Here is a 21797-nt window from a genome sequence, read left to right as displayed (position 1 = left end):
ATTCTGGGAGGAGTTCTGAATGTTCGACAGCGAGTTGAGGGAGAGACCGGCCAGATCTCCGCAGCTACCGAAATACAACGATCTTCACTGCAGGGCGAATTCATTGCGCGGCAGCATCGACGAACACAAGCCGTCCTACGCCCCGGTCGAATCCGCGCGCCGGGTCCTGGTGCTGCTGCAGGCGCTGAATGCGCAGCGCATCGCCACCATCGGTTCGCTGCATCAGGTGACCGGGCTGTCCAAGCCGACGATCGTCAGGATGCTCGAAACCCTGATCAGCGAGGGCTACGTGGTCCGTGACAACTTCGTCGGCGGCTATAGCGTGACCTCGAAGGTCGTCTCGCTTGCCTCGGGTTTCAGCGGGGCGCCGCTGCTGATCGAGGCGGCGCGGTCGCGGGCGGTTGCGCTGACCAACGACATCAAGTGGCCAGTGAGCCTCGGAACGCTGCGTGACGGCCACATCCTGGTCAGTTTCACCACGGCACCGATCAGCCCCTGGGCCTATCCTTTTCCGGTCCTGCACCGGTTCCTTGATCTGGAACTGACGGCAATGGGGCAATGTTACCTCGCCTTCTGCGATGACGAGGAACGCGCGCTCCTCCTCAACGCGGTCGCCCAGCAGCGCCGGGAACAGGGCAAGCCGATCGATGTCGCCCGCACGCTGCGTGACCTCCGGGCTACCCGCAAGCGCGGTTATGCCCGCGTCGGCGGACCACGCCGCGTTTTCGAGTTCGTCGCGGTCCCGATCTTCGACCAGCAGCGCTGCTCGGCCTGCATGGGCGTCGGTTATTACCGCACGGCGGTTTCGAGCGACCGCATTCTCGAAAGCGTGGTCCAGCCCATGCTCGAAGCCGCATCCGCCATCGAGGTGGACATGCGAAGCCTGCACGGCACCACCTACTAAGGCGCCACCCGATTATCGATATCGGCCGGATGCCGCGCGATCGCGCGCGGCACGGCTTTGCCATGGCGATCACGCCGCAAACCCGATGAGGATCCAATGAAGCGCAAGGTGATACTGACATGTGCCGTCACGGGCGGCAGCGCGCTGTCGAAGAACAGCCAATACGTTCCGATCACGCCCGAAGCGATCGCCGACGAGGCGATCAGGGCGGCAAGGGCCGGCGCCGCTTCCGTGCATATCCACGTGCGCGATCCGCAGACGGGGGCGCCCTCCATGAAGTTCGAGCTCTATGACGAGGTGATGCAGCGCATCCGCCGCTCCGGCAGCGATGTCATCATCAATCTGACGGCGGGACCGGGAGCCGGCTATGCACCGCCCCTGGACGAGACTGCCGCACCGCCCGTCCGTTCACCGGAGGTGCGCACCCACCACGTCTCGCGCCTTCGTCCCGACATCTGCACGCTCGACGTGGCGACCATGAATTTCGGTGACCGGGCGATCGTCAACACGCCGCCGCATCTGATTGCCATGGCGCAGATGATCCGCGCCGCCGGCGTGAAGCCGGAACTCGAAGTCTTCGATATAGGCCATGTGGGCGTGGCGGTGCGGCTGCTGGAGGCGGGTCACCTGCCCAAGCCGCCCTTCTTCCAGTTCTGCCTCGGTATTCCGGGTGGCGCGCCGGCAACCACCGAGGCGATGCTGCTGATGCGCTCGCTCCTCCCCCCGGGCACGATCTGGTCCGCCTTCGGCATTTCCCGCTTCCAGATGCCCATGGTCGCCCAGTCAGTCATTCTCGGCGGACATTGCCGCGTCGGGTTGGAGGACAACCTGTATCTGGAGCAGGGTGTGCTTGCCGAGGGTAATGAGCCTCTGGTGCAGCGCGCCGTCGAAATCATCAGGGCGCTCGGGGCCGAGCCGGCCACACCCTCCGAAGCCCGCGAGATCTTGTCGCTCGAAGCCGCGAGGGCGGCAGCCTGATGATAAGCAACACCCATCCGCTTCCCGAAGGCGTTTTCGATCCCGCCGGGGCCGGTTGGACCCGGCGCCGGTCCAATCCCTTTTTCGATCTGATCGGACCCTTCTGGCAGAAACAGGAGGAGGACGGCCAGTTCATCTTCGCCATGCACTGCACGCCCAACACGCTCAATAACAACGGCAACATGCATGGCGGTGCGCTCACAGCTTTCTGCGACCAGGCGCTGGGCGGCACGCTCATCGAAACCCTGTCGCGTGCCGAAGGTCAGGTGGGGCCGGTGCGATCGGTCACCGTCCAGCTCAATGTCCAGTTCCTGGCCGCGGTAAAGCCGTTCGATTTCATGATCGGCCGGTGCCGGGTGACCCGCCGCACCCGGACGCTGGTGTTCGTCGATGGGCTGGCGGAAGTGGGTGGGGAAGCCGTCGCCTCCCTGCAGTCGGTGTTCAAGCTGGTCAAGCCGGCGGCCTGACCGCAATCCTTCGTCTTGTTTTTCACGCGTTGAAATGGCCGGACGCCGGTACTCCCCCGCCACCTGCGAACACCGCAGAGTGACGACAACAAGACGATGACAGGGAGAGGAACAATGCCACCAACGGAGTTTACGGCCCGGTTCAAGGCACGCCAGCAATTGCTCGGCGCGTTCGTCAAGACGCCCACCAGCCATGCCTCGGAAATCCTGGGTGGAGCCGGTTTCGACTTTGTCGTCATCGATGAGGAACACGCGCCGATCGATCGCTCCGCGACCGACCAGATTCTCCTCGGATGCCGGGTGAATGGCATCGCCGGCCTCGTCAGGGTTCCCTCGTCATTTCCCGCGAGTATCCAGTCGGTGCTGGATTGCGGCGCCAATGGCGTGCTGGTTCCGCATGTGGCCTCGGTCGAGACCGCCCGCGCCGTGGTCGCCGCAAGCCGATATCGCGGCGGCATACGCGGCTTTTCCAATTCCCCGCGGGCCGGTGCATATGGCGCGACGGGCATGTGGGATCATATCGAGGCACAGGATCGCGATATCGCTGTCCTGGCGATGATCGAGGATCGTGAAGCCATCGATGTCATCGAGGACATCCTGGCGGTCGAAGGGCTCGACGGCATCTTTATCGGCCGTGGCGATCTGACGGTTTCCCTCGGCGCCCGGTCGGCGAGCGAGCCGGTGGTCAAGGACGCGGTCGCCCGCATCCTGTCGGCTGCCCGCAACGCCGGCAAGCCTGTCTGCGTAATGGTCGGCTCGGTGGGCGAAATCGAACCGTTCCGTGCCGAAGGGGCGAGCGCGTTCATCGTCTCCTCCGACCAGGGCATCCTGCGCACCAGCGCCGCCCGGATCCGTGCCGAGTTCAACGCCGCCGCAATCGAATCCCCATCAGTCAGGACGTGAAAATGTACGCAGCCAACGACCCACGCGCGAGCCTCAACACCGCCGCTGCTGCCACAGGCGCCGTGCCGACGGCATTCAAGGGCGGCGAATATGCGCGCTTCTACGATGCGCCGCCACAGGACGTCGCGGATGGCAGCACGACCTATTGCGCGCGGGGGCAAAACCTCGTCGTGGCGCACACCACCGGCAAGGCTGGCCTTGTGCTCTCCCGCGTCAATCAGCTTGACGAATACGTCGTCCTTCTCCCCAAGCCCGATACGCCTGTCGAGATCCGCTGGAATGGCGAGAGCATCTCGGTCGATGGTTTTTGCCTCGTGGTCGTACCGGCCGGCGATAGTGAAGTGCATCTGAAGGGCGATGGCGAAGTGATCCGGCTGGTGACCACGCGGGCCGCCGATCTCGTCGCCAAATGCTCCAACGCGGGCTCCTATCTCAGTCCCGATCCGAACGTGCCGCCGTTCCAGGCCTGGCCCGACCCCCTCGATGGGCCGAAGCTGCGTCACTATAGCCTGGATGTGCCTCCCGAGCCCGGCCGGTTCGGGCGCATCTTCCGCTGCTCGACGATCATGGTGAACTACCTGCCCGGCAGCGGCCCGCGCGACGTCACCAAGATGTCTCCGCATTTCCACGAGGATTTCGAGCAGTATTCGCTTTGCGTTGAAGGTTCCTACATCCATTACCTGCGCTGGCCATGGATCAGCGACATGAACGCCTGGCGGCCGGACGATGCGGAACTCTGCGCCGCACCTTCCGTCGCCGTCATCCCGCCGCCGGCCATCCACACATCGCGGTCCATGGACCCGGTGAAGAATGTGCTGGTCGACATCTTCAGCCCGCCCCGCGCCGATTTTTCGGCAAAACCCGGCTGGGTGCTGAATGCGGCCGAATACCCCGCGCCCGACGCCGTCACACTGTAAAACCGAACACCAGCCTTTCCGGGAGTGCCCATCCATGACCCAATCCGCCGCCCTTGCGACCGACCGAGACGCCGAAATCGCCGACCTTCTCGTCGGCGCTGTGGACCTGCATTGCCACAGCGGGCCGGCGGTTTTTCCCCGCCTGCTGGACCATTATGAGGCCATGGTGGAAGCGTCCGAGGCGGGTTTCTCCGCACTCGTCTACAAGGACCATTTCTATCCCGGCATGGCTCATGCCCAACTTCTCGAAACGCTTTATCCCGACAGAGGCACACGCCTCTATTCGGGCGTCGCGCTCAACAATGCCAGTGGCGGCATCAATCCCCATGCTGTCGATCACGCGGTCAAGCTCGGCGGCAAGATCGTCTGGATGCCGACATTCGCGGCTCAGAACCACATCGACAAGAGCGCCGACGAAACCAAGAACTATCCGAAGAGCGCCAACCCGATGCTGCCGCCCATTCCCCTGACCGTCTTGGACGAGAACGGAAAGCTGACCAGGGAAACCAACGAGGTCATCGATGTCATCGCGGCTGGAGACATCATCCTGGCCGGCGGGCATCTCTCGGTCCATGAGCTCAAGGTGCTGTTTCCCGAGGCGAAGCGGCGCGGCGTGAAGAAAATGCTGGTCAATCATCCCACCTATGTCATCGGCTGCAGCGACGACGACATGAGGGAGCTTGCCCGGCTCGGGGTCTATATGGAGCATTCGATCTGCATGTTCATCCCGAACCAGCGCGGTCCGGCCAAATGGGATGCGTCGGAACTGCGCCGCCTGGTGGAAGTTGCCGGCGTCGACATGACCATATTCGGCTCCGACCTCGGGCTCGTGAAAATGCCGCGTCCTGTCGAGGGCTACCGGGCTATCGTCAACGACCTGCTCGAATTGCAGATGCCGAAGTCCGAGATCCGCAAGCTGGTCTCCTCCAATGCGGCGGGACTGCTTTAGCGGGACGTGAGAGATAAAACAGGCCGCGGCTTTGCGGCCTGCATTCAGGCAAAATCCTTGCGCTTCGCTGTATCGCTCCGAGATCGTCGCAAGACGAATAATCGACGGAATCGTAAGCCTGCGGCTTTCCGGGTCGAATTTGTGGTTGCTTAGAGATGCGCGGGGCTTAAACCTTACGCATCAGACGCCGCGAAATTGGACCGCAAGCAGACCCATGACGAACAGAGACTATTATTCGAAACTCGGCGGATTGCCGCCGCAGACCGAACTCCTTTCCAGCAAGGCCGTTTTCACGACATCCTATGCGGTCATCCCGCGAACCGTGATGTCCGATATCGTCGCCAGCCTGCTTCCCCATTGGGAAGGAACCCGGGCATGGATCATCTCCCGCCCGATGACAGGGTTCTCTGAGACGTTTTCGCAATACATCATGGAAGTGCAGCCGGGCGGCGGAAGCGACCGGCCCGAACCGAACACCCGCGCCGAAGCGGCGATCTTCGTCGTCGAGGGCGAGATGTCGATCGAGTTTGCCGGAAATGATCAGGCGCTGAGGCCCGGATCTTTCGCCTTCATCCCCGCCGGATCGCCGTGGAAGCTGCGCAATAGGGGCACCGCACCGGTGAAGTTCCATTGGGTGCGCAAGGCGTTCCAGGTGGTCGAGGGGCTGGAAGCTCCGCCGGCGGTCTTCACCCATGAAGACGAGCATCCGATTTCGTGGATGCCGGACACGGGCGATCGCTGGGGCACCACCCGTTTCGTCGATACGTCCGACATCCGTTACGACATGCATCTCAACATCGTTACATTGGAGCCGGGAGCTACCATTCCCTTCATGGAAACTCATGTCATGGAGCATGGCCTCTACGTGCTCGAAGGTAAGGCGGTTTACCGGCTCAACCAGGATTGGGTCGAGGTGGAAGCCGGCGACTACATGTGGCTGCGCGCTTTCTGCCCGCAGGCATGTTATGCCGGCGGCACCGGCCGCTTCCGTTACCTGCTCTACAAGGACGTTCACCGCCACGCCGAGCTCTGGTAGTCGCCGGTCCTGGCAAGCGCGAGCAGCGTCCGGGCGTCGGGACGCTGCCCTCAGCCGAGCTCCAGCGTGGTAATCCCGAACACGCCCGACATCTGCACCGCCGGTGCCGGGCCGCGATACATGCGTGCGGTGGTGAAGCCTTTCGTGAAGTGATGCGCTTCGAGATAGGCGCAGAATTCCGTCTGCGCGGCCGGGACGTCGATATGCAGGGTCTTGTTGCCGAGCTCGGCAGAAAAAGCGTCCAGCAACCTCTGCGCGTCGGCGGTGGTCTGCGCAAACAATGGGCCAATCTTGTAGCCGTCATGGCATTGCCGACAGACCGCGTAGCCACGGATATGACCGTCTCGGATGATGACCTTGGCGTTTCGCGGCGGCTTCAGCCATTGGGCCAGAAAGGCGCTGCGCTCCGCAGGGAAGAAGCTCCGGTCATAGACAACAATGGCAGGTACGAGATCGTCCGTGATCGCGGCGACTTCTGCATCGGGGCTTCCTTCCAGGCTGCCGCTCCAGCGAAACGTTTCATAGGCCGTCTCGAACCCCATGCTGCGATAGTTCGCCTGCTGTTCCGGCACGCCGTCGAGACCGATCGCGCGGCCGTTGAGATGCGCCATGCCGGCATCCCACACCCTTCTGCCGAAACCTTTGCCACGGAAATCCGGATGGGCGATATAAAGCCCGATAAAGCCGAAAGCCGAACCGTAGCGGACGGCGGAAATGCCCGCCGCCATTTTGCCATCCACGAAACAGCCGATGAAGCCTTGGCGGTCGGCCGCATAAATAGCTGGCGCATCGGCAAGGCCGGGGTTCCAGCCCTCGATCCGCGCCCAGTCCACCAGCTGTTCGACTTCGGGAGAGGTGAGTGCGCGAATGGGGTGCTGGCTATTCATGAGGTGGTGAGTTTCCCGGGGCCGAAACCTTCGAGAAGGCCTTTATAGGGTTTTGAGACAGGCGAAGCATAGGCGCCCCGCTTCGCCGTCGACAAGCCCAATGTTACCAGCGCTTCCGCCTGTTTCACCGCCGCAGCCACTCCGTCCACGACAGGCACGCCGAATTCCGCCCGAAGTTCGGCCGTGAGATCGGCCATGCCGGCACAGCCGAGCACGATCGCCTCCGCCTTGTCGTCGCGCAGCGCCGTCGCGATCTCGCTGCGCAGCCGGTCGCGGGCATTGGAATTCGGGTCTTCGAGCGAGAGGACGGGAATGTCTGCGGCCCGCACCTTGCAGCGCCCGGCCATGCCGTAGCGATGAACCAGATGTTCGAGCGGCAGCCGCGAACGCTCCATGGTCGTGACGATGGTGAAACGCTGGGCGATGAAGGCGGTCGAGGCGAGCGCCGCCTCGCAGATGCCGATCACCGGGATGTGGGCGAGCGCCCGCGCCGCATCGAGGCCGGTATCGTCGAAACAGGCGATGATCGCCGCATCGGCGCCGGCCTTTTCGCCCTTGGCGATCTCGACCAGCAGGCCGGGGACGGCGAAGGCTTCATCATAATAGCCTTCGATCGAGACCGGCCCCATGGACGAGGTGACCGCAAGGATTTCGGTGCCGGCATTGGCGACGCGGGTTGCGGAATCGGCGATCGTCGCCGTCATGCTGGCGGTGGTATTCGGATTTACGACAAGAATGCGCATTCTGTTCACGACCGCAGGCGGCGGCGATTGAGGTGGACGATCAGGCCGAGCGTGCCGGCGATGACGAGGAACGAGAAGACGGTCGTCACCGTGCCGAGCGCATAGAGCACCGGTGTCGTGACATTGGTCGTCATGCCGTAGATTTCGAGCGGCAGCGTATTGAACGTGCCCGCCGTCATCAGTGTACGGGCGAATTCGTCATAGGAGAGCGTGAAGCCGAACAGGCCGACGCCGACAAGGCTCGGCGCGATCATCGGCAGCACGACATGGCGGAAGGTCTGCCATGACGAGGCACCGAGATCGCGCGCGGCTTCCTCGTAGGCCGGCGAAAAGCGGTTGAAGACGGCGAACATGATCAGCACACCGAAGGGCAGCGTCCAGGTGAGATGCGCGCCGAAGGCGGAGCTGTACCAGGACGGCTGGAAACCGAGCTGCTGGAAAACGACGCCGATGCCGAGCGAGATGATGATCGACGGCACGACGAGACTGGCGACTGCAAGATAGAAGAGCGCAGTCGAACCTATGAAGCGCCGCCGGAAGGCAAGGCCTGCCAGCAGCGAGACGACGACGGTGACGATCATCACCATGATGCCGAGCATGGCGGAGCGACGAAACGAGCCGCCGAAATCGCCGACCGCCTGGGTCTCGAACAGATTGGCGAACCAACGCAGCGACACGCCGTTCAGCGGGAAGGTGAGCCCGCCGTTCGGCCCCTGGAAGGAGAGGATCAGGATCGCCGACAGCGGGCCGTAGAGGAACAGCACGAAGACGGCGAAGAAAATGGCGAGAAGGTAGAATTCGCGGCCGCGTTTGTCGCTGTGCATTTCGAAGCCCTCCCTAAAGCTCTTTGCGGATGTCGACGATGCGCAGGATGCCCGCGACCATCAGGAGAACGAGGACCAGCAGCACGACGGCGTTGGCGGCCGCTGCCGGATATTGCAGCAGCGACATCTGGTTCTTCATCATCAGCGCCACCGAGGCGCTCTGGCCGCCGGACATCACCTGCACCGTCGAAAAATCGGCCATGACCAGCGTCACGACGAAGATGGTGCCGATCGCCATGCCGGGCTTGGCAAGCGGAAGGATCACGTTGGTCAGGGTCTGCCAACTCGTGGCACCGGCGTCGCGCGCCGCCTCGACCAGCGACTTGTCGATGCGCATCAGCGTGTTGAAGATCGGCGTCACCATGAACAGCGTGTAGAGATGCACCATCGCGAGCACGACGGCGAAATCCGAATAGAGCAGCCACTCGATAGGTTCGGGGATGATGCCGGCATTGATCAGCGTCGTGTTGACGAGGCCGTTGCGCCCGAGCACCGGGATCCAGGAAATCATGCGGATGATGTTCGACGTCAGGAACGGCACGGTGCAGACGAGGAAAAGCACCATCTGCATGGCGGTGGTACGGATGTGGAAGGCAAGGAAATAGGCGACCCAGAACCCGACGAACAGAGTGATCGCCCAGACCAGGAAAGCGAATTTGAGGGTGTTCAGATAGGTCTTCCAGGTGACCCAGGAACCGAGCGTCTCGGCATAGTTCATGGTCAGGAAATCGGGATACATCTGGGCGAAGTCATAATCCCAGAAGCTGACGACCGAGATCATCAGGATCGGCAGCAGCAGGAAAGCACCGAGGATCAGCGCCAGCGGCGTCGCCTGGAGATAGGAGATGGCGGCCGGTGACAGGCGGAAGCTCTTGCGCTTCTCGCTCTCGGTCGTTCCCGACTCTGATGATGCTATCGTCGCCATGTTTCGATGTCTCCTGGGTTTGCCCCTCATCCGCCCTGCCGGGCACCTTCTCCCCGTCGGGACGGGGAGAAGGGACTTGTGGCACCGCCGGCGCCCCATCCTCCTTCGCCCCGCTTGCGGGGAGAAGGTCCCGGCAGGGGGATGAGGGGCCTTTGCGCTATCAGGCGGCGATGAACTCGTTCCAGCGGCGGACCATGTAGCGGTCCTCGTCCATCACCGAGTTCCAGCATGCGACATGGCCCATGCGTTCCTCGAAGGAGCCGCCGTCACGCACGGCGCCGGCCTTTTCCATGATCTTGCCGTCCGGAGCGACGATATCGCCCTTGGCCGGCTTGCCTTCGATCCAAAAGCCCCATTCGTCGGCGGACATGTGGGCCTTGGCGGTTTCCATGGCGGCCGAATAATAGCCCTGGCGGTTGAGATAGGCGCCGACCCAGCCGGACGTGTACCAGTTGATATATTCATAGGCCGCATCGAGCTTGGCGCCCGAAAGATGGGCAGCAAGGCCGAGACCGCCGCCCCACGAGCGGTAACCTTCCTTCAGCGGCTGGTATTTGCAGGCGATGCCCTTGGAGCGGACGGCGGCGACGGCCGGCGACCACATGGACTGGATGACGACCTCGCCCGACGCCATCAGGTTGACGCTTTCGTCGAACGACTTCCAGAAGGCGCGGAACTGGCCGCCCTGCTTGGCCTTGATCAGGAAGTCGATCGTCTTGTCGATTTCCGCCTTGGTCATGTTGCCCTTGTCGGCATATTTGATGTTGCCCATGGCTTCCATGATCATCGCGGCATCCATGATGCCGATCGACGGGATGTTGAGGATCGAGGCCTTGCCCTTGAACTTCGGGTCCATGATGTCGGCCCAGGTCGAGATCTCGCGGCCGACCAGGTCCGGCCGGATGCCGAGCGTGTCGGCGTTGTAGATGGTCGGAACCATCGTGAACCACTTGGTCTCTTCCTTGGCGAAGGTCTTGTCGCCGGGCTTTGCGACATAACCGACCGTGTGCGGCGCGGTGCCCTGCGCGATCACGCTGTCCGGCTTCAGCTTGCCGTTTTTGAACAGCGGCACGATCTTGTCGTAATACTTGAGCTTGGTCGTATCCATCGGCTGGATCACGCCGGCCGGATAGACCTTCTTGAGGATCCAGTATTCGATATCGGCGATATCGTAGGAATTCGGCTGGGTGACGGCGCGCTGGGCGGCTGCGTCCGAATCCGTCGCGGTCATTTCGAGTGTGATGCCGAGGTCGGCCTTGCACTTTTCGGCGATCGCATTGAGGTTCGAGACGCCGGTGCCGAACTGGCGCAGCGTGATCGGATTCTGGGCCCAGATGGTCGGGAAGCCGGTGATGGCGCCCGAGCCGGCGGCAAGACCGGCCGCGGCGGAAGCCGTCTTCAGCAGCGTGCGGCGCGAAATTCCCTTGGGTGTTTTTTTGGTCTCAGTCATTGCCTTGTTCTCCTCTGGTTGAGTTTTTGTGGTGGCATCAGTTCTTGAGGCGACCGAGGACGATCGCGTCCTCGCGGCCCCAGGAAAGCGGGATCGCTTCTCCGACCTTGACCGGGTTGGCGAAAAATTCGGCGTCGGTCAGGATCGCGGTGAAATCCTCGATCCCGGCACCATTGACGGAGAGCTTCACCGACGAGCCGCGATATTCGACATTCGAGACGGAGCCGGTGAAGCCGAGGCCCTTTTCGGAAGGCTGGCCGATACGCACATGATCGGTGCGGATGGCGATGTCGGCGGTGTCGCTCAGCCCGGCGGCGCCGTCGTCGGTGGCGAAGAACTCACCGCCGGCCGGTACGGACAGCATCAATGTCCCGCCGGAACTCTGCGTCACCCGGCCGGAAATGACGTTATGGTCGCCCATGAATTTGGCGACGAAGGCGGTCGCCGGTTTTTCGAACACGACGCGCGGATGTGCGGCCTGCTCGATGCGGCCGTCGTTCATCACGACGATCAGGTCGGCAAGCGCCATCGCCTCTTCCTGGCTATGCGTCACATGCACGAAGGTGATGCCGAGCGAGGTCTGCAGCTTCTTCAGTTCGGCGCGCATGCGGATCTTCAGGAACGGGTCGAGCGCCGAGAGCGGCTCGTCGAGAAGCAGCGCTTCCGGATCGGTTATCAGGGCTCGGGCAAGCGCCACGCGCTGCTGCTGGCCGCCGGAAAGCTGGGCCGGGCGGCGCGTCGCATAGGCTTCGAGCTGCATCAGCCGCAGCATGTCCATCGCCTTGGCCCGCCGCTCGTCCTTGTCGATACCCTTCATCTTCAGGCTGAAGGCGACGTTGTCGACGAGGTCGAGATGCGGGAAGAGCGCGTAGGACTGGAACATCATCGCCGTGCCCCGCTTGGCTGGCGGCAGGTCGGTAACCACGGTATTGCCAAGCCGGACGTCACCCGAGGAAATGCTCTCGTGGCCGGCGATCATCCGCAGTGTCGAGGTCTTTCCGCAGCCCGAAGGTCCGAGCAGGCAGCAATAGCTTCCGGCCGGAATCTTGAGGCTGATCGCGTGGACGGCGGTTGTTGTTCCGTAGATCTTAGAGACTGAGGCGATGTCGATTTCGGCGGCTTTGCTCATCAGGCGCTCCCTTGCGTCTGATATTGTTATGCATCAGCCATGCCAACTCGATTAAAGCTTTAGAAAGACTTGGTTTTACGTCGAAGCCCCGCCAGTCGCGCTTTGCGATTGCGTAAAAATCATGCGATCGTTTCCGATCCAATGGGCAAATCGTATGCAATCTTGCCATTAGATCAAAAACAAGTCGCTTGGCATTCCGTAGCCACTCGGGTTACAAAAGCCGGATAGTGGACCCCCAGCAATGAATATCAGCGAAAAGATCAATCTCACCGGCACATCGCCCGAGGAACGTTCCCCGGAAGATCGCTCCATGGCGATCCGGGAATCCCTACGCAATGCAATCATCGACCGGCGTCTCGCGCCCGGCACGAAACTGTCCGAAAGCGAAGTCGGTTCTCTTTTCGATGTCAGTCGCACGGTCGCGCGCGCCGCGCTTCAGATGCTCGCCTTCGAGGGCCTGGTAAAGACGGAGCGCAATCGCGGTGCCTTCGTCTCCAATCCGTCGCCGGAAGAAGCACGCCAGATTTTTGCCTCTCGCCGGCTGATCGAGCCCGGCATCGTCGCGGCGGCGGTGGAGCGCATCACGCCAGAGGACATTGTCCAGTTCCGCCGCCAGCTCGACGAGGAGGGTCGCTATCTGAACGAGCGCGGTCCGGCCGCCCGCCGTGCCGAGATCAAGGCTTCCGGCGATTTCCACCTCATGCTGGCATCGGTGGCCGGCAACGTCATCCTGCAGCGCTTCATGGACGAACTGGTCGCCCGTTCATCGCTGGTGATCGCGCTCTACGGCCGCTCCGGCGTGTCGAGTTGCGGCCATTCCGAGCATACCGCCGTTCTCGACGCCTTGGAAAAGGGCGATGGTGCGCGCGCCGCCAAATTGATGATCCACCATATCGACCATATCGAAGCCGATCTCGATCTTCAGGTGAAACAAGGCCTCGGCCTCAAGGACGCGTTGTCGCTGATCTAACCGCGCAAGTGTCGCAAAGCCTCCGTATAGGCCGCGAGGTCCCGCTCGGGATCGGCCGGCAGCGCGACGGCGCGGATGACGCGCCCGCCGCCTTCCTCGATGCCCACATCGATCATCAGATTGTCCGACTTGCCGTGGTTCTCGATGGAAAGCCCGTCCGGGCCGCGGGGACGACCGCTGCTTTCATCGATCTCGAGCCCCGCATACCAGAGCGAGCGCACACGCATGCCATAGTCGTCCGGATGGTTGGTATAGGCCCAGACGCGTTTGCCGAGCGCGATCATGAACCCGATTTCGTAGACGGTGCCGGGATCGGCGCTGACGCCGCGAAACGGCGTGATATTGGCGAGGCAGACATCCGCGCGCCGCATCGCGTTATCGTTGCGCTGGTAGATCGCCTCCGCCGTCAGCCGGCCGACGGGCGCCTGGTTTTCGTCGCTGCCGGGACCGGTCGGCTCGAAGCCGAAGCTGCGGGCGAGCCGCCGTTTCTCGCCCATCACGGTCTGGGCATCGGGAAGGAACACTTCGGGACCGGCGAGATAGATGGTGGGCATGAAATTCCTTTGATGAAAATCGATCGACCTCGCCGTTCAATATCGGCCGGAGCGCCGCATGGCCAGCGCCAATGCACGGGCAGGCCGATTTCGGGCACCGGCGTTGAAGCCGTTCCTCCCGCAACCGGTCTGAACGGCTTTTTAAAGTGGAGATTTGTAGACAAGAATAATCACCCGCATTAGGAATGCTCCCCGACGACGTTACCGGCAGGGGATTTAATATGGTTTCGCTCACTCGTTTTGCTTCGCGCGGCCTTCTGGCCGCCGCACTTTCCGGCCTGCTGGCGCATGGCGCCGCGGCGCAGGAAATCACCTTCAAGGATCAGGAAAACCGCGAGGTGAAACTCGCGAAAGCCGCCGAACGCATCGTCTCGATCGTCATTCCGATGGCCTCGACGGTGATCGCGCTGGATGGCGGCACGAAGAAGCTTGTCGGCATGAACCCGACCGCCAAGAGCGCCGTGCTGGAAGGCATCCTGAGCAAGATCTTCCCGGAAACCAAGGATATCCCGTCCGACGTGACGGCACCGAATTTCGTGCCGAACATCGAGGCGCTGACGGCGACCAATCCGGATCTCGTCATCCAGTGGGGCGGCCGCGGCAACGACATCGTCGCGCCGATCACCAATGCCGGCCTCAACGCCATGCTCATCCTTTACGGCACCGAGCAGCTGACGCGCGACTACATGACGATGACCTCCAAAGCGATCGGCAAGCCGGAGCGCATCAAGGAACTGGTCGACTGGCGTGACCGGGTCCAGAAGGATATCGAAGCCAAGGCCAGGGCGATCCCGGACGACAAGAAGCCCAGCACGCTTTATATCGCCCGCGCGCTGAGCGAGATCGCTACCACCGGAACCAAGGGCAGCTACAATGCCTGGTACATGGAACTCGTCGGCGGCAGGAACGCCTCGGCCGAACTCAACGGCACGGTGACGATCAACAAGGAGCAGATCGCCCAGTGGGATCCGGAAATCATCTTCCTCAACGCCTTCGAGGCCAAGCTCGACGTCAACTGGGTCTATAACGACCCGATCTTGTCGCTGACCAAGGCCGCGAAGAACAAGCGCGTCTACAAGATGCCGCTCGGCGGCTATCGCTGGGATCCGCCGAACCAGGAATCGCCGCTCGCCTGGATGTGGACGGCCAACCTGACCCAGCCCGACGTCTTCAAATACGACCTGCGCGCCGAGATGAAGACCGCCTATAAGACGCTCTACAACTATGACATCACCGATGCCGACATCGACGGCATCCTGTGGATGAAGGAACAGGGCGGCTCGGCCAACTACGCCCAGTTCAAGGCGAAGTAGGTCATGGCGGCGTTGACGCAGGATGAGGCGGCTCCGATGGTCCGCCGCGCGCATCTGGCACGGCAGACCCTGGTTTTCTCAGGGCTGCTGACGCTGTTTGCGGTCGCTTTCGTGGTCAGCCTCTGCGTCGGCCGCTTCGCCGTTCCGCCCGCCCGCGCGCTCGAACTGATCTGGCTCGGCGCCACGGATCCGTGGCGGGAACTGGCGACGATCGACGAGCGCATCGTTCTTCTGGTCCGGGCGCCGCGTGTCGTGCTCGCGGCACTCGCCGGCGCCGGGCTTGCCCTTTCAGGTGCGGCGCTGCAGGGCGTCTTCCGCAACCCGCTTGTCTCGCCCGATATCCTCGGCATTTCGCAAGGCGCGGCCTTCGGCGGTGCGCTCGGCATCATGCTCGGCATCTGGGGTTTCCCGCTGATCTCCATGGTGTTTCTCTCCGGCATGGCGGCCGTCGTCCTCGTCGGCCTGATTTCCCGCATCAACGGCCGCAGCGAGACGATCACGGTGATCCTTTCCGGCCTCGTGGTCAGCTCGATGTTTTCTGCAGTCGTCTCGCTGCTGCAATTCGTCGCCGACCCCAATACCTCGCTTCCCGCCATCGTCTACTGGCTGATGGGTTCGTTTGCGACCGCCACGTGGGAACGGACGCTGATCGCCGCGCCTGGACTCATCATCGGCGGCGCGTTTCTCTGGATGCTGCGCTTCCGTCTCAACATCCTGTCGCTGGACGAAGCGGAGGCCCAAAGCCTCGGCGCCAAAACCAATCGCGAGCGCTGGATGGTGTTCGGGCTGATCGCCGTTATCGTCGGTAGCCAGGTCGCGGTCTCCGGCATCATCGGCTGGATCGGCATCGTCATTCCGCATGCCTCGCGGTTGCTGGTCGGTCATGATCACCGCGCCCTGCTGCCGGCCTCGGTCGTGCTCGGCGCCGGCTTCATGGTGATCATCGATACGCTCGCCCGCACCGCCACCGCCGCGGAAATCCCGCTCGGCGTCATCACCGCTCTGGTCGGCGCGCCGATCTTCGCAATGCTGCTGCGCAATCACTACCGCGAAAGGAACGGTTCATGATCGGCCTCGAAAACGCCACCGTCCGGTTCGGGCCGAGGACGATCATCGAGGGCTTGAGCTTTTCGGTACCGGTCGGCCGTACGCTTGCCATCCTCGGCCCGAACGGCCGCGGCAAAACGACCACGCTGAAGGCCATGCTCGGCTTCCAGCCGCTCGATGCCGGCCGCAGGATCGCACCGAGCATCGTCGGCTATGTACCGCAGACCGGCACGAGCAATCAGCGCTACAGGGCGCTCGACGTCGCGGTCATGGGCCGCGCCGCCCATCTGGGCATTTTCGGCCAGCCGGGCCCGGAGGATTTCGCGATTGCCCATTCGGCGTTGGAACGGGCGGGTGCGGCCCGCTTCGCCGATCATTATTTCGATCGCTTGTCCGGCGGCGAACGCCAGCTTGTCCTCCTCGCCCGCGCTATAGCCACCGGCTCGGAGGCGTTGGTGCTCGACGAGCCTGCAGCAGCGCTCGACCTGCACAACCAGGAACGCCTGCTGACATTGCTCAACACGCTGCGCCAGCCGCGCGACAAGGCGATCGTCTTCACCACGCACGATCCGAACCACGCGCTTTCATCCGCCGACGACGCATTGCTGATGATGCCGGGCGGTCAGCCACTGTTCGGCCCGGTTGCCGAGACGATCACGCCGGAACATCTGGAAAACCTTTACGGCGTGTCGATGCGCGTCGTCGAACTTGCCGGCCCCTCCGGCGAAACTCACCAGGCGGTTCTGCCCGCCTTCGCCGGAATCCGTGCCGCATGACCATTTTGATGATCCAATCGCATTATCAGGAGCCGTTCGCCATGACCGCGCCGGCATTTGCGGACGCGATCTCCTCAGGCCTCATGAAGGTCGTGCGGGAGATGGACCTGACCGGTGAAGATTTCGCGATTGCGCGTGGGCTGATCACGACCACCCATCTCGACCAGATCGGCTTCCAGCGTTTCGCGCCCGACGTCACCGCCTTCCTCGATCGCGGCGGTCGGTGGATTTACCACGGCCATATCCTGCGCCCGATCTTGGCCGAGCTCGGCATCTACCGATCCATCCCCAATCCCAAACGGCCGGATTTCGTTCAGGCCAGGCTTCACGATCATCCGATCTTCGCCGGCATCGACCAGAAGATGCTGGAGACCAACCGCGGCGTCGCCGGCTTCTACGGACGTGGTCACAATCCTCCGCCGCCGGGCGCCGTGGTCATCAATGTCCTCGGCCCGGCTCAAACCCCGGTCGACTGGGTCTGGGCCCGGCCGCAGGGCGGCGAGCTGCTCTCCCATGCCGGCAACGAATTCTGGGGCTGCGGCGACGATCCCGAAATCAGGAAGCAATTGGCCGGCCGCGCCGTCGCCTGGCTCGCCGGAGAGCTGAACTGATGACCATTCTCGCGATCCATCCCGGCGCGTATTACCATATCGAAACGCTCGAAGCGCCGCGTTACGCCCATCATTTTGACGTGCTGGTGCGCCCGGAAGACCTCCCCGCCGTGGATCTGGGCAAACACGCCGTCGTCTTCATTCCCTGCCGCACGCCGGCCGACCGGCTGGCGCCGCATGCCGCCCAGCTTCGCGCCTATCTCGATCAGGGCGGCACGATTGTCGCCACCGGTGAGACGAACTGGGATGTCTTCCTGCCGGGCATCAACTTTACGCCACAGCCGACGAACTGGTGGTGGTGGCTGACGCCGGGCGCCGATCTCGGTGTCCGCGTCGCCTCCGCCGGCCATTCGCTCTTCAGGCGCCTCGGACAGGACGACCTCACCTGGCACCTGCACGGCTGGTTCGACCCGCCTGATGGCGCCGAAGTGCTGGCCGTCAACGGCGAGGGCAAACCCATTCTCTACGTGGACGAGGTGACCACGCCCGGCCGCATGATCATCACCAGCCTCGATCCGTGTTTTCATCACGGATCCCATTTCATGCCGGCGACGACGCGTTTCCTGGATGGTTTCCTGCCCTGGATGCGTGAAGAGCTGGACGGAGCACAGACGAAATGACCGACACGATCGACGTTCTCGAAGACGGCAAGCCGCTCTCCTACACCTATGCCGATCTCATGCACTTTCACGGCTTCGGTTTTCCGGGCGGCGTCGCGCATGCCTTCAAGGTGTTGCAGCGCGCCATGCCGCTTCTGAGCCCCGACAGCCCGCCGGAGCGCCGCGAGATCGTCATCCGCACCGCCTTCCGCGGTCCAGGCGGCCGGGATGCGTTCGAGATGGTGACGCGCGGCCTGACCGAGGGCCGCTACACGGTCGATCCGTCGCTCGACAAGCCGGAGCGCGGCGACATCCTGCAGCGCTACGTCTTCGAACTTACCTATCGCGGCAGGACGGTGACGCTGCAGCTGAAGGACGGCCATGTGCGGGAAGAGTTTATCCGGCTCGGCCAGAAACAGGGCCGCACGGCCGAAGAGGAAGACCGCCTGACCTATCTGAAGCAGGAAATGGCCGACCGGCTGCTCGCGGCGCCGGCCGACGCCGTCTACGAAGAGGCGTGAACTTCCTCAAGCCGTGAACAGGTTGCGGAACTGCGAGGGTTGGCAGCGCAGATATTGCGGTGCCGGCTTCACCTGGGCGCCGAGTTCCGCCGCCGCATGCCAGGGCCAGCGCGGATCGTAGAGAACCGCGCGGGCAATCGCGACGATATCCGCATCGCCGGTCGAAATTATCGCTTCCGCCTGTGTCGGTTCGGTGATCAGGCCAACCGCGACGACCGGCATCTTCACCGCCGCCTTGACGGCGCGTGCCAACGGTACCTGGTAGTTCGGGCCGAGCGGGATCTTCTGCTCGATATGCAGCCCGCCGCTCGACACGTGGATCGCATCGCAGCCCCTTTCATCCAGCATCTGGGCGAAGGCGATTGTCTGGTCGATATCGAGGCCGCCGTCGACCCAGTCGGTCGCCGACACGCGGACTGTCACAGCCTTGTCGGAGGGGAATGCCTGCCGCACGGCATCGAAAACTTCGAGCGGAAAACGCAGGCGGTTTTCCAGCGATCCGCCATATTCGTCCGTCCGCTGGTTTGCGAGCGGCGACATGAACTGGTGCAGCAGGTAGCCATGGGCCGCATGAATCTGGATCGCATCGAGCCCGATCCTTGCCGCCCGCACCGCAGAGGCCGCAAAGGCGTCGCGAACCTTCTTCAGCCCGGTCTTGTCGAGAGCGACGGGAGGCACGTATTTCGGATTGAACGGGATCGCCGAGGCCGACTCGGTCTGCCAGCCGTTGGCGTGGTCCGGGGCGATCTGGCTGCCGCCAAGCCAGGGCTTGTCGGTCGAAGCCTTGCGGCCTGCATGCGCGAGCTGCACCGAGATCGGCATGTCGGACCATTTGCGGATGCTGTCGATGGTGCGGGCCATCGCCTTCTCGGTCGCGTCGTCGTAAAGCCCGACATCCGCATAGGTGATCCGGCCTTCCGGGGTCACCCCGGTTGCCTCGATCGTCAGAAGTGCGGCGCCGGAAAGCGCGAGCTGGCCGAGATGGATGAGGTGCCAGTCGGTCATGCAGCCGTCCTCGGCCGAATATTGGCACATGGGCGCGATGACGATGCGGTTGGAGAGATCCAGATTGCGGACACGGAGCGGAGTGAAGAGAGCGGGCTGGGCCATGACGGGTTCCTTTGCGCGATCGTCGGCGCCGAGGTGGGAGGATGGACTTGCGCCGGAAATCGATCCCGGCGTTGTGGCAAATCAACCGGATCTCTTCAAGTCACGCTGAAGAGAGCGGCCTACCAGACGATCGGATGCGTCTCGCCGGTCAACACGTTGACGAACCCGTCCGGCGCCCGCTCCGACGGCGCCACCAGCACCCAGCGCCAGGGTGAGCAGGTCAGCGTCGCAAATGACAGCCGTTCCGGGAAGCCCGGCCACCAGCGCGGCGAAAACGTCGGTTCGTACATCCAGTCGATCGTCTCGCCGGCCTTGTACAGCGCCTGCATTTCCGCATCGAGTTCTTTCGCCGACCGCGCCGTCATCAGCCCGCCGACCTCGTAGTGGACGCGGGCGATCACCTTGCCACCTGACACCAGTACCCATCCGCCCTGCTGTTCATTGAGCGCATTGGCGACCATCGCCATTGCCTCGTCGGAGGAGCCGACCACCCAGATATTGTGTTTGTCGTGGCCGAGCGTCGATCCGAGCGCCGTATCCGGCGTGCGCGGCCCGGTGCCGAGCCAGAACATCTTCGACACCTTCGCCTCGCCGGAGAACCGGTCGACGATCGAGAATTTGGTGACGTTGCGGTCGTGGTCGCGCTGCACGACGCCATCCCTGACCGGCAGTTCCATGGTGATGAACTCGTCGGACCAATGGAAGGGCCGCAGCAGCGCGGCATTGGCGGTAGCACGATCTACCGGCGCCTCGATGCGGAAATCGGCCGCGGTCACCTGCCGGTCGATCTTCACCGTCTTCGTCGCCCATTCCGGCCAACCGATTTGCGGGCGCGCGCCAGTAAATGTCTTGCCTTGCGACACCGGCCCGCCATCCGCCCAGACCTTGGCGATCGACAGCTTTTCGACATCATCGAGCAGCACGACATCCGCGAAACGGCCGGGCGCGATCGAGCCCACCCAGGGCGTCAGCCGCATATGCCGCGCCGGGTTGAGCGTCACGCACTGGATGGCGATCTCCGGGGAAAGGCCGTTCTCGATCGCGAGGCGCACGTTGTAATCGGTCGCGCCCATCTTCAGCGTGTCGGAGGCGCTGCGGTCGTCGGTGACGAAAGCCACCTGCGACCAGTCGGCAAGGTTCTTTTCGATGAGCCCCTGGATGACCTCCGGCAGCGAATGCGGCCTGAGCTCGATGAACAACCCGTGCTGCAGCTTTTGCCAGACCTCCTCCAGGAACCAGCCCTCGTGATCGGAAGCGAGGCCGGCGGCGGCGAAGGCGTTGATCGACGGCAGGTCGCGCAAGCCAGCGCCATGCCCCTCGACCACGCCGCGGCTCTCGAAGGTGGCGCCGATCATGCCCCACAGCCGGTCATAGGAGGGATTGGACGGGTCGGAGATCGACGGCCAGTCCATCACCTCGTCGAGACCGGCGACCATCAGGCTTTCGCCCATGAACTGCTTCTGCTCATCGTGACCGAAATAGCCGCCGCCCCATTCATAGGCCGTCGGCGGCACGGCCGATCCCGGCAGCGGAAAGATCTTCATCGGCGAGCCGCGGCGGCGGGCTTCCAGCCAGAATTCCAGGTTGCGGGCACCATTGACGTTGGAGAACTCGTGGCTCGCCTCGCAGGTCCAGGTCACGCCATGCGGCATGACCAGCGCCGCTTCCCATTCCGGCGTCAGGTGCGAGCTTTCGATATGCTTGTGCGCCTCGCCGAAACCCGGCACTGCGGAGAGATCCGGTTCATGGCTGCGCTCGGCCACCTCGCCCGTAAAACTGCCGGCCGGGCCGACATAGGCGATCCGGCGGCCCTTGATGACGATCTCCTGGTCCTCGAGCCATGTCCTGCTGTGGACGTCGAGCAATCTTCCCACCCGCAGCAGCCGGTCTGCCGGCCGTTTGCCGAGCGCCGTCAGCACCAGGTCCTGGCGGATGCGGACCTCGTCGGCTGCGTTGATCAGCAGGTCGTCGGGAAGGGGGGCGGAAATCGTCATCGGGAGCATGCCTGTCAGGTTTGGATCGCCGGACCCTAAAGACGATGTCCGGTCGTGTAAACCGTCGCAAACCGCGCATCCGCACCCGAACCGCAGCCCGAAATCAACCTGCAGTAGGTAGTATTTTAAACCTAAAGAAAATCGCGTCTTTCGATGTTCATGCCTAATAATTGGGCTTGCGGCCAGGGCG

General features: G+C 63.2%; 23 protein-coding genes. 14 read left to right on the top strand and 9 right to left on the bottom strand.

What is annotated here, in order from left to right:
* Window positions 1-19 precede the first annotated feature (19 nt).
* From J2X76_RS07870 to J2X76_RS07840, 7 genes are all read left to right on the top strand, one after another.
* Entirely contained in the window at window positions 20-904 is an 885-nt protein-coding gene (locus tag J2X76_RS07870) for a helix-turn-helix domain-containing protein (RefSeq protein WP_113130233.1), read from the top strand.
* A 96-nt stretch (window positions 905-1000) separates the two neighbouring features.
* Entirely contained in the window at window positions 1001-1882 is an 882-nt protein-coding gene (locus tag J2X76_RS07865) for a 3-keto-5-aminohexanoate cleavage protein (protein ID WP_310214581.1), read from the top strand.
* On the top strand, window positions 1882-2349 hold the full coding sequence (locus J2X76_RS07860) for a PaaI family thioesterase (RefSeq protein ID WP_310214577.1): 468 nt from the start codon (window positions 1882-1884) through the stop codon (window positions 2347-2349). The genes J2X76_RS07865 and J2X76_RS07860 overlap by 1 nt, the downstream gene beginning before the upstream one ends.
* A 114-nt stretch (window positions 2350-2463) precedes the next feature.
* Window positions 2464-3252 (top strand): aldolase/citrate lyase family protein, encoded by a 789-nt coding sequence (locus J2X76_RS07855; protein WP_310214575.1) that lies wholly within the window; start codon window positions 2464-2466, stop codon window positions 3250-3252.
* Between the two features lie 2 nt (window positions 3253-3254).
* Window positions 3255-4169: a hypothetical protein gene (locus J2X76_RS07850; protein ID WP_310214573.1), complete on the top strand. Its 915-nt coding sequence runs from the start codon at window positions 3255-3257 to the stop codon at window positions 4167-4169.
* Window positions 4170-4203: 34 nt separating this feature from the next.
* The gene (locus tag J2X76_RS07845) at window positions 4204-5118 is read left to right on the top strand and encodes a DUF6282 family protein (protein ID WP_310214571.1); all 915 of its coding nucleotides are present in this window, start codon (window positions 4204-4206) and stop codon (window positions 5116-5118) included.
* A 214-nt stretch (window positions 5119-5332) separates the two neighbouring features.
* Window positions 5333-6154 (top strand): bifunctional allantoicase/(S)-ureidoglycine aminohydrolase, encoded by an 822-nt coding sequence (locus J2X76_RS07840; protein ID WP_310214569.1) that lies wholly within the window; start codon window positions 5333-5335, stop codon window positions 6152-6154.
* A 50-nt stretch (window positions 6155-6204) separates the two neighbouring features.
* Here the strand turns inward: J2X76_RS07840 and J2X76_RS07835 are convergent, their stop codons facing one another.
* From J2X76_RS07835 to J2X76_RS07810, 6 genes are all read right to left on the bottom strand, one after another.
* Window positions 6205-7041: a GNAT family N-acetyltransferase gene (locus tag J2X76_RS07835; RefSeq protein ID WP_310214566.1), complete on the bottom strand. Its 837-nt coding sequence runs from the start codon at window positions 7039-7041 to the stop codon at window positions 6205-6207.
* Window positions 7038-7784, bottom strand: coding sequence for an aspartate/glutamate racemase family protein (locus J2X76_RS07830; protein ID WP_310214564.1), 747 nt, complete (start codon window positions 7782-7784; stop codon window positions 7038-7040). The genes J2X76_RS07835 and J2X76_RS07830 overlap by 4 nt, the downstream gene beginning before the upstream one ends.
* A gap of 5 nt (window positions 7785-7789) precedes the next feature.
* Window positions 7790-8608 (bottom strand): ABC transporter permease, encoded by an 819-nt coding sequence (locus J2X76_RS07825; RefSeq protein ID WP_113282757.1) that lies wholly within the window; start codon window positions 8606-8608, stop codon window positions 7790-7792.
* 13 nt (window positions 8609-8621) lie between these two features.
* Window positions 8622-9533, bottom strand: coding sequence for an ABC transporter permease (locus J2X76_RS07820; protein WP_310214560.1), 912 nt, complete (start codon window positions 9531-9533; stop codon window positions 8622-8624).
* Window positions 9534-9693: 160 nt separating this feature from the next.
* Window positions 9694-10983, bottom strand: a complete 1290-nt coding sequence (locus tag J2X76_RS07815) for a PotD/PotF family extracellular solute-binding protein (RefSeq protein ID WP_113130222.1) — start codon at window positions 10981-10983, stop codon at window positions 9694-9696.
* Between the two features lie 37 nt (window positions 10984-11020).
* The gene (locus tag J2X76_RS07810) at window positions 11021-12112 is read right to left on the bottom strand and encodes an ABC transporter ATP-binding protein (RefSeq protein WP_310214557.1); all 1092 of its coding nucleotides are present in this window, start codon (window positions 12110-12112) and stop codon (window positions 11021-11023) included.
* A 241-nt stretch (window positions 12113-12353) separates the two neighbouring features.
* Here J2X76_RS07810 and J2X76_RS07805 point away from each other — a divergent pair, with 241 nt between their 5' ends.
* Window positions 12354-13082 (top strand): GntR family transcriptional regulator, encoded by a 729-nt coding sequence (locus J2X76_RS07805; RefSeq protein WP_310214555.1) that lies wholly within the window; start codon window positions 12354-12356, stop codon window positions 13080-13082.
* On the opposite strand, the gene J2X76_RS07800 is transcribed toward J2X76_RS07805, so the two are convergent.
* Entirely contained in the window at window positions 13079-13636 is a 558-nt protein-coding gene (locus J2X76_RS07800) for a nucleoside 2-deoxyribosyltransferase (RefSeq protein ID WP_310214553.1), read from the bottom strand. The genes J2X76_RS07805 and J2X76_RS07800 overlap by 4 nt on opposite strands.
* Window positions 13637-13857: 221 nt before the next feature.
* Here J2X76_RS07800 and J2X76_RS07795 point away from each other — a divergent pair, with 221 nt between their 5' ends.
* From J2X76_RS07795 to J2X76_RS07770, 6 genes are read left to right on the top strand one after another with little or no spacing between them, the layout of a single operon-like run.
* Complete coding sequence (locus J2X76_RS07795) at window positions 13858-14949, top strand: ABC transporter substrate-binding protein (RefSeq protein ID WP_310214551.1); 1092 nt, start codon at window positions 13858-13860, stop codon at window positions 14947-14949.
* A 3-nt stretch (window positions 14950-14952) separates the two neighbouring features.
* Window positions 14953-16017, top strand: a complete 1065-nt coding sequence (locus tag J2X76_RS07790) for an iron ABC transporter permease (RefSeq protein WP_310214549.1) — start codon at window positions 14953-14955, stop codon at window positions 16015-16017.
* Window positions 16014-16772, top strand: a complete 759-nt coding sequence (locus J2X76_RS07785; RefSeq protein ID WP_310214547.1) for an ABC transporter ATP-binding protein — start codon at window positions 16014-16016, stop codon at window positions 16770-16772. The genes J2X76_RS07790 and J2X76_RS07785 overlap by 4 nt, the downstream gene beginning before the upstream one ends.
* Complete coding sequence (locus J2X76_RS07780; protein WP_310214544.1) at window positions 16769-17383, top strand: hypothetical protein; 615 nt, start codon at window positions 16769-16771, stop codon at window positions 17381-17383. The genes J2X76_RS07785 and J2X76_RS07780 overlap by 4 nt, the downstream gene beginning before the upstream one ends.
* Entirely contained in the window at window positions 17383-18003 is a 621-nt protein-coding gene (locus J2X76_RS07775; RefSeq protein WP_310214542.1) for a hypothetical protein, read from the top strand. The genes J2X76_RS07780 and J2X76_RS07775 overlap by 1 nt, the downstream gene beginning before the upstream one ends.
* The gene (locus tag J2X76_RS07770) at window positions 18000-18503 is read left to right on the top strand and encodes a hypothetical protein (protein WP_310214540.1); all 504 of its coding nucleotides are present in this window, start codon (window positions 18000-18002) and stop codon (window positions 18501-18503) included. Before J2X76_RS07775 ends, J2X76_RS07770 begins: the two co-directional genes overlap by 4 nt.
* Window positions 18504-18509: 6 nt before the next feature.
* Here J2X76_RS07770 and J2X76_RS07765 read toward each other — a convergent pair whose 3' ends face one another.
* A complete protein-coding gene (locus J2X76_RS07765; RefSeq protein WP_113130214.1) occupies window positions 18510-19613 on the bottom strand; it encodes an NADH:flavin oxidoreductase/NADH oxidase in 1104 nt (367 codons plus the stop codon).
* Window positions 19614-19732: 119 nt separating this feature from the next.
* Window positions 19733-21607: an adenine deaminase C-terminal domain-containing protein gene (locus J2X76_RS07760; protein WP_310214537.1), complete on the bottom strand. Its 1875-nt coding sequence runs from the start codon at window positions 21605-21607 to the stop codon at window positions 19733-19735.
* Window positions 21608-21797 lie beyond the last annotated feature (190 nt).

The sequence above is a fragment of the Neorhizobium sp. 2083 genome (genome assembly GCF_031455615.1).
Lineage (GTDB): Bacteria > Pseudomonadota > Alphaproteobacteria > Rhizobiales > Rhizobiaceae > Neorhizobium.
Note: the sequence above shows the minus strand (reverse complement) of the source record. Positions and strands in the feature narration are given on the sequence as shown.

Excerpts from the sequence above, each read along its gene's own strand:
- J2X76_RS07775 (WP_310214542.1), top strand. The coding sequence starts at position 17,383 with ATGACCATTCTCGCGATCCATCCCGGCGCGTATTACCATATCGAAACG.
- J2X76_RS07825 (WP_113282757.1), bottom strand. The coding sequence starts at position 8,608 with ATGCACAGCGACAAACGCGGCCGCGAATTCTACCTTCTCGCCATTTTC.
- J2X76_RS07815 (WP_113130222.1), bottom strand. The coding sequence starts at position 10,983 with ATGACTGAGACCAAAAAAACACCCAAGGGAATTTCGCGCCGCACGCTG.
- J2X76_RS07795 (WP_310214551.1), top strand. The coding sequence starts at position 13,858 with ATGGTTTCGCTCACTCGTTTTGCTTCGCGCGGCCTTCTGGCCGCCGCA.
- J2X76_RS07765 (WP_113130214.1), bottom strand. The coding sequence starts at position 19,613 with ATGGCCCAGCCCGCTCTCTTCACTCCGCTCCGTGTCCGCAATCTGGAT.
- J2X76_RS07780 (WP_310214544.1), top strand. The coding sequence starts at position 16,769 with ATGACCATTTTGATGATCCAATCGCATTATCAGGAGCCGTTCGCCATG.
- J2X76_RS07845 (WP_310214571.1), top strand. The coding sequence starts at position 4,204 with ATGACCCAATCCGCCGCCCTTGCGACCGACCGAGACGCCGAAATCGCC.
- J2X76_RS07855 (WP_310214575.1), top strand. The coding sequence starts at position 2,464 with ATGCCACCAACGGAGTTTACGGCCCGGTTCAAGGCACGCCAGCAATTG.
- J2X76_RS07810 (WP_310214557.1), bottom strand. The coding sequence starts at position 12,112 with ATGAGCAAAGCCGCCGAAATCGACATCGCCTCAGTCTCTAAGATCTAC.
- J2X76_RS07860 (WP_310214577.1), top strand. The coding sequence starts at position 1,882 with ATGATAAGCAACACCCATCCGCTTCCCGAAGGCGTTTTCGATCCCGCC.
- J2X76_RS07850 (WP_310214573.1), top strand. The coding sequence starts at position 3,255 with ATGTACGCAGCCAACGACCCACGCGCGAGCCTCAACACCGCCGCTGCT.
- J2X76_RS07790 (WP_310214549.1), top strand. The coding sequence starts at position 14,953 with ATGGCGGCGTTGACGCAGGATGAGGCGGCTCCGATGGTCCGCCGCGCG.
- J2X76_RS07800 (WP_310214553.1), bottom strand. The coding sequence starts at position 13,636 with ATGCCCACCATCTATCTCGCCGGTCCCGAAGTGTTCCTTCCCGATGCC.
- J2X76_RS07770 (WP_310214540.1), top strand. The coding sequence starts at position 18,000 with ATGACCGACACGATCGACGTTCTCGAAGACGGCAAGCCGCTCTCCTAC.
- J2X76_RS07840 (WP_310214569.1), top strand. The coding sequence starts at position 5,333 with ATGACGAACAGAGACTATTATTCGAAACTCGGCGGATTGCCGCCGCAG.
- J2X76_RS07805 (WP_310214555.1), top strand. The coding sequence starts at position 12,354 with ATGAATATCAGCGAAAAGATCAATCTCACCGGCACATCGCCCGAGGAA.
- J2X76_RS07760 (WP_310214537.1), bottom strand. The coding sequence starts at position 21,607 with ATGACGATTTCCGCCCCCCTTCCCGACGACCTGCTGATCAACGCAGCC.
- J2X76_RS07785 (WP_310214547.1), top strand. The coding sequence starts at position 16,014 with ATGATCGGCCTCGAAAACGCCACCGTCCGGTTCGGGCCGAGGACGATC.
- J2X76_RS07820 (WP_310214560.1), bottom strand. The coding sequence starts at position 9,533 with ATGGCGACGATAGCATCATCAGAGTCGGGAACGACCGAGAGCGAGAAG.
- J2X76_RS07830 (WP_310214564.1), bottom strand. The coding sequence starts at position 7,784 with ATGCGCATTCTTGTCGTAAATCCGAATACCACCGCCAGCATGACGGCG.
- J2X76_RS07870 (WP_113130233.1), top strand. The coding sequence starts at position 20 with ATGTTCGACAGCGAGTTGAGGGAGAGACCGGCCAGATCTCCGCAGCTA.
- J2X76_RS07865 (WP_310214581.1), top strand. The coding sequence starts at position 1,001 with ATGAAGCGCAAGGTGATACTGACATGTGCCGTCACGGGCGGCAGCGCG.
- J2X76_RS07835 (WP_310214566.1), bottom strand. The coding sequence starts at position 7,041 with ATGAATAGCCAGCACCCCATTCGCGCACTCACCTCTCCCGAAGTCGAA.